4 protein-coding genes are annotated in these 6,127 nt (G+C 44.0%); 3 read left to right on the top strand and 1 reads right to left on the bottom strand.

Annotation, left to right across the window (positions count from 1 at the left end; genetic code table 11):
- Nucleotides 1–187: 187 nt before the first annotated feature.
- Complete coding sequence (locus tag QTO06_RS16935) at nt 188–1,660, bottom strand: aminoacyl-histidine dipeptidase (protein ID WP_331409034.1); 1,473 nt, start codon at nt 1,658–1,660, stop codon at nt 188–190.
- Nucleotides 1,661–2,692: 1,032 nt separating this feature from the next.
- Here QTO06_RS16935 and QTO06_RS16930 point away from each other — a divergent pair.
- The 3 genes from QTO06_RS16930 to frsA all read left to right on the top strand — a co-directional run bounded on the left by QTO06_RS16930 (nt 2,693) and on the right by frsA (nt 6,095).
- Nucleotides 2,693–3,982, top strand: coding sequence for an NCS2 family permease (locus QTO06_RS16930; RefSeq protein WP_005424863.1), 1,290 nt, complete (start codon nt 2,693–2,695; stop codon nt 3,980–3,982).
- 311 nt (nt 3,983–4,293) lie between these two features.
- Nucleotides 4,294–4,758 (top strand): oxytetracycline resistance phosphoribosyltransferase domain-containing protein Tet(34), encoded by a 465-nt coding sequence (tet(34), locus tag QTO06_RS16925; protein ID WP_045387330.1) that lies wholly within the window; start codon nt 4,294–4,296, stop codon nt 4,756–4,758.
- A gap of 89 nt (nt 4,759–4,847) precedes the next feature.
- The gene (gene frsA, locus QTO06_RS16920) at nt 4,848–6,095 is read left to right on the top strand and encodes an esterase FrsA (protein WP_331409032.1); all 1,248 of its coding nucleotides are present in this window, start codon (nt 4,848–4,850) and stop codon (nt 6,093–6,095) included.
- Nucleotides 6,096–6,127: the final 32 nt, after the last annotated feature.

Genomic DNA, 6,127 nt, shown 5'->3' with positions numbered 1-6,127 from the left:
TAAATTAGGCGGTTGGAAAGATACCAAGAGGACGGGTAGAGCTTCAATAAAGGTGCTTTGGGAAGGATGGTTTAAACTGCAAACCATCCTTGAAGGCTACGAACTCGCAATGTCTCTTGATCACTAGACTTGTGATCAAGAGACAGGCCTCGGCACCCTTTTTCGTATTTATGGAGTCTGGTTAGGATTACGCTTTTTCTGGAATTGCTTCTAGAAGTGCAACCATTTGATCCCAGAACAGTTGAACGGTATCAATCTTCACTTTCTCATCCGGAGAGTGAGGGAATTTGATGGTTGGACCGAAAGAAACCATATCCATGTTCGGGTAAGGTTCTTTAAATAGACCACACTCAAGACCCGCGTGGATAACCATGATGTTCGGCTTATGACCGTAGATGCCTTCATACATATCACGGAAGATTGCCATGATCTCTGAATCTGCATCAGGTTTCCAACCAGGGTAAGCGCCAGAGAAAGCGATCTGTGCACCAGCTAGTTCTGCTACTGATTGAAGCATACCTTCAACTTGGCTACGACCTGAGTCGATCAATGAGCGAATTAGGCATAGAACCGTTACTTTGTTCTCTTCTGTTGTGATAACGCCAACGTTAAGTGACGTTTCAACCACGCCTTCAACTTCATCACTCATACGCATTACACCGTTTGGACAAGCGTTCAATGCTGCGATGAAACGTTGCTGGTCTGCAATCGCAAACACTTGTGCATCTGTTGCAACTTCTTCGTTGAAAGTCACGATGTCTGTTTCAATTTTACCAAGTTCTGTTTTTAGTAACTCTGCGTAGTAGTTGAACAGTTCCGCTAGTTTATCTTGATTTTCTGCCGGTAGTGCTACAGTTACAAAAGCTTCACGAGGAATCGCGTTACGTAAACTACCGCCACGGAATTCAATCAGGCGAAGATCCAACTCTTGTGCGTGACCTGCTAGGAAACGGCCTACAAGTTTGTTCGCGTTGCCACGGCCAGTGTGGATGTCACAACCAGAGTGACCACCTTTTAGGCCTTTCAGCGTTAGCTGACGAGTTACAAAACCTGCTGGGATGGCATCACGTGTAATGTCGAATGTCATTGCGCCGTCGATACCGCCAGCACAACCCATGTACACTTCGCCTTCTTGCTCTGAGTCAGTGTTTAGAAGGATGTCGCCTTCCAACCAGCCCGCTTCAAGACCGAATGCGCCCGTCATGCCAGCTTCTTCATCAATCGTTAATAGTACTTCAATAGGGCCGTGTTTGATTTCAGTAGAAGCGAGAACCGCAAGACAAGAAGCCATACCGATGCCGTTGTCCGCACCAAGCGTTGTGCCTTTTGCTGTTACCCACTCGCCATCGATGTATGGTTGGATAGGATCTTTTGTGAAGTCATGATCAGTATCTTCATTCTTTTGCGGCACCATGTCGATGTGCGCTTGAAGAACAACGCCTTTTTTGTTTTCCATGCCCGGCGTAGCTGGTTTCTTAATGAACACATTGCCAGTTGGATCGCGGCGTACGTCAAAACCCTGCTCTGTCGCCCAAGTAACAATGTACTGTGCTAGTGCCTCTTCATGTTTAGAAGGGTGAGGGATTGAACAAATCTTATCGAAAAACTGCCAAAGTGGAGCAGGTGATAAGGTACTGATTTCAGAATGGAATTCAGACACGGAAGACTCCTTTGATGTGCTTTGCCAAATTTAAACCGTAAATTTAATGAGTGTTTAGCAGTAAATGCTAATCGGTATTGGCTTGGAATTGCCCTCAGCATACCACCACAAAAGCCGTTCTAGTAGTTGTGGTGAAAAGGATTTGCCCTTGAACTGTCACAGATTATGAACACAACCTAATACGCTAATGCAACGCTCTTAGTATGAATTGAAAGTTTGTTTAATTTTTAATTTACTAAACTGTAATTTAATTACAGTTAATTCTTGATGAAGATCAATTTATCAAGTTTTTGTGATTCTTGTCACTAAAATGCTTGTAATTAAATTTCTCGGTGGTATATTTGTAACCAGCTTCTGAGAGAAGAATGAAATGCTCAAAGGATGAGTCCGTTTATCGCCTCCAAGGAACCGAGAAATCAACCAAATTAACAGTATTAATTGATTTAGAAGGTGATATTTATGAAAGGTTTACCAAGTGCAATGTTCTGGAACAGCAAATCTGTTTACACCGGTAACTTTGTATACCCAACAAGCTTTGGTTACTAATTGAAGCCAACGCATGTGACTCGAACAAGTTTGTTCACCCCTATAAATTGGAATTTTTTTTCAGTGCATAGTGCTGACATGATTCACCGCCACTCAAATTGAGTGGCGTTTTTTTATCTGCAGTATCAAACTTCGACTACTTTCTCGCCACCAAGCTTCCATTCTACTAACGCATCTTCAACTTATTTCATTTTCTGACTAATTTTGTGGGTATTTAACGTCCAAAACCTCAAGTTTACGTTTGAAAGTTTAATACATTGCTCAGTTTGTACACGTTGAGCTGAACAAAATACAATTCTGTTAGTTGTTGTTTATTAAGATCTAAATTCTTGCCTTGTTTAAAACACTAGCGAATAGGTTTCATATCCAGCGAAAAAAATCCCATTAGAGTGAAAATTCTATCTGGAATTTGTTATTTGATAACTTTATAATTCGAGCCAATCGATTACGCAACCGTTTACTTTTTACCTTTTACAGGATTCGATCATGCTCGAAAGGCTCTTTAAACTTAGTGAAAATGGCACCAACGTGCGCACTGAGATCATCGCAGGTGTCACTACCTTCCTAACTATGGCTTACATCATCTTTGTAAACCCAGCTATCCTTGCGGATACTGGTATGGATCGTGGTGCCGTGTTCGTTGCGACGTGTCTTGCTGCAGCTATTGGCTGTTTCATCATGGGCTTGGTAGCAAACTACCCAATCGCTCAGGCGCCTGGCATGGGCTTAAACGCGTTCTTCACTTATTCTGTTGTGTTGGGCATGGGTTACACATGGCAAGTGGCCTTAGCCGCTGTATTTGTCTCTGGCTTGCTGTTCATTGTCTTGAGCGTGTTCAAGATTCGTGAGTGGATCATCAACTCGATTCCTCTTTCTCTACGCACTGGTATCTCTGCTGGTATCGGTCTGTTCCTGGCGTTCATCGCACTGAAAAACGCAGGCATCGTAGTAGACAACCCAGCAACGCTAGTTTCAATGGGTAACATTACGTCATTGCAATCGGTACTTGCTGCGATTGGCTTTTTCATGACGATTGCATTGGTTCACCGTGGTGTGAAAGGTGCGGTTATGATTGCTATCTTAGGTGTGACAATTCTTGGCCTTATCTTCGGTGACGTTCAGTGGGGCGGCATCATGTCGACTCCACCAAGCATCGCACCAACCTTCATGCAGCTAGACTTCTCTGGTTTGTTCGAAGTTGGCATGATCTCGGTAGTATTTGCTTTCCTATTCGTTGACTTGTTCGACACTGCAGGCACGCTAGTTGGTGTTTCGCAAAAAGCGGGTTTGACTGACGAAAACGGCAACATTCCACGCCTAAATAAAGCGCTACTTGCAGACTCAACAGCAACATCTGTCGGTGCTCTACTAGGTACATCAAACACGACGTCATACATTGAGAGCGTTTCTGGTGTAGCCGCTGGTGGTCGTACAGGTCTAACTGCTGTGGTTGTTGGCGTACTGTTCCTTCTTGCTCTATTGTTCTCGCCACTAGCGGGAATGATTCCAGCTTACGCAACGTCTGGTGCGCTATTCTACGTAGCAATCCTTATGCTTTCTGGCCTTGTTGGTATTGACTGGCGTGACCTAACAGAAGCAGCGCCAGTGGTAGTAACGTGCTTGGTAATGCCTCTGACTTTCTCGATTGCAGAAGGTATCACGCTAGGTTTCATTGCTTACGCTGCGATTAAGTTGTTCAGTGGTAAAGGCCGTGAAGTGTCGATGAGCGTGTGGGTGATGTCCGCTATCTTCATTGCGAAGTACATCCTAGGCTAACTCTGACGATTAAAAGAAAAGCCAGTGTGGGCTTTTACTGGAGGGGAATTTCTCCTTGTTTATGGAGCATTTCTTCTCAAATTCATTCCCTTCTTTATTTTGCCGTGTTCACTGAATTCGATTTTTCTGCGTAACAGACGGAGAATTTTGATATCAGCGTTGGTATTAATCATGGGTTTCGGTAGAATAATCGTTTGCGTAGCTTGAAACCCCCATTTCCTCTGGTGTGGGAAATCTAGATTGATGAGTCCATTTCAGCGCCATCAGCTAGGTCACGGGGATGCATATTTTGAAATTATTAGGTTATTACAATGAGTAAAAAATTCATTATCACTTGGGATGCGATGCAGTCTTACTGCCGTGAACTGGCTGAGAAACAAATGCCAGCTGAGCAATGGAAAGGTATTTGGGCGGTAAGCCGTGGTGGCTTGGTTCCTGGTGCTATCTTGGCTCGTGAGCTAGGTATTCGCTACGTAGATACAATTTGTATCTCAAGCTACGACCACGATCATCAACGTGACATGACAGTGCTTAAAGCGCCAGAAGGTGACGGTGAAGGTTACCTAATCATTGAAGACCTAGTAGATAGCGGTGATACAGCGCGTAAACTTCGTGAAATGTACCCGAAAGCAAAACTGATTGCTGTATGTGCTAAGCCTTCTGGTAAAGAGCTACTTGATGACTACGTAGTAGACATCGCACAAGACACTTGGATCGAGCAACCTTGGGATATGTCTATCCAGTTTGCTGAGCCAGTGAATCGCAAACAAAAATAAGTTTGCACAAGAATATTGAGAAATGCCCCTTTATAGGGGCATTTTTTTTATTATTATTACGCTATTGCAACCAGCTTAGAGTTCTTCCTATGTCAGAAGACGTCAGTAAAAACCTTTCCGAAACTTTGTTCGTGAAACACAAGCAAGCGAAAGAAACCTCTGCACTTACTCAATACATGCCGACCAGCCAAAAAATTCTTGATGAGCGAGAAGAACATGGCGAGCGTGCTTGGTATCGTCATTTGAGACGTCTTCAATGGGCGTGGCAAGGGTTATCACCGATCGAAATGGAAGCGGTTCTCGCTAAAATTGCATCATCGAAGCACTCTCGCACCGAAGATAAGTGGCTCGACACTGTCATGGGCTACCACAGCGGTAACTGGACGTTTGAATGGATCAAACTGGGTATGGAACACCAGCGTCGTGCGGGTGAAATGAAGGGAGAAGAGGCTGCTGACGAACTGTTTACGGCATCACTGTGCTTCAGCATTGCGGGCTATCCACATTTAAAGAATGATAACTTAGCCATTCAAGCACAGGTATTGGCGAACAAAGCGTATTCAGAAGGCTCAGAAAAAACTAAATACGTGATCAAGCAGATCGAAGTGCCTTACCAAAAACGCAAGATCATCGCGAACCTACATCTTCCTCGCACAGATAAACAATTACCAGTTGTAATGGTCAGTGCTGGTTTGGACAGCTTGCAAACGGATATGTGGCGCTTGTTCAGAAACCACTTAGCTCCAAAAGACATTGCGATGGTGACTATTGATATGCCGTCAGTCGGTCATAGTTCACATTGGCCGCTGACTGAAAACTCCAGTTGCCTTCATCAAGCGGTTTTGAATGAACTGTATTCTCTACCTTGGGTTGATCACCACAAAGTTGGATTGATTGGCTTCCGCTTTGGCGGTAATGCCATGATTCGTCTTTCGTTTGTTGAGCAAGAAAAGATCAAAGCTTGTGTGGCTTTGGGAGCACCAGTGCATGATCTGTTTACGTCGCCTAAAAAGTTGCAGCAAATGCCGAAGATGTACCTTGACCTATTAGCGTCTCGCCTTGGTAAGAGTGCTGTTGACATCAATAGCATGGCCGGACAGATGATGGCATGGTCACTCAAGGTACAAGGTTTCCTAAGTAGCCGTAAAACTAAGGTGCCAATTTTAGCATTGAGTCTCGAAGGGGACCCAGTTTCACCTCATAGTGATAACCAGTTGGTAGCACTGTTTAGCCAGTACGGACAAGCCAAGAAAATCAGTTCCAAGACAATTACAAAAGGTTATGAGCAATCCCTCGATTTAGCCATAAAGTGGTTGGAGGACGAATTATTAAGATGACAAATCTCCTAATTTAGTTAAGAGTGATATAT

This window comes from Vibrio sp. M260121 (genome assembly GCF_036533715.1).
GTDB lineage: Bacteria > Pseudomonadota > Gammaproteobacteria > Enterobacterales > Vibrionaceae > Vibrio.
The sequence above is the reverse complement of the archived record's forward strand: the minus strand, read 5'-3'. Positions and strand labels throughout refer to the sequence as shown.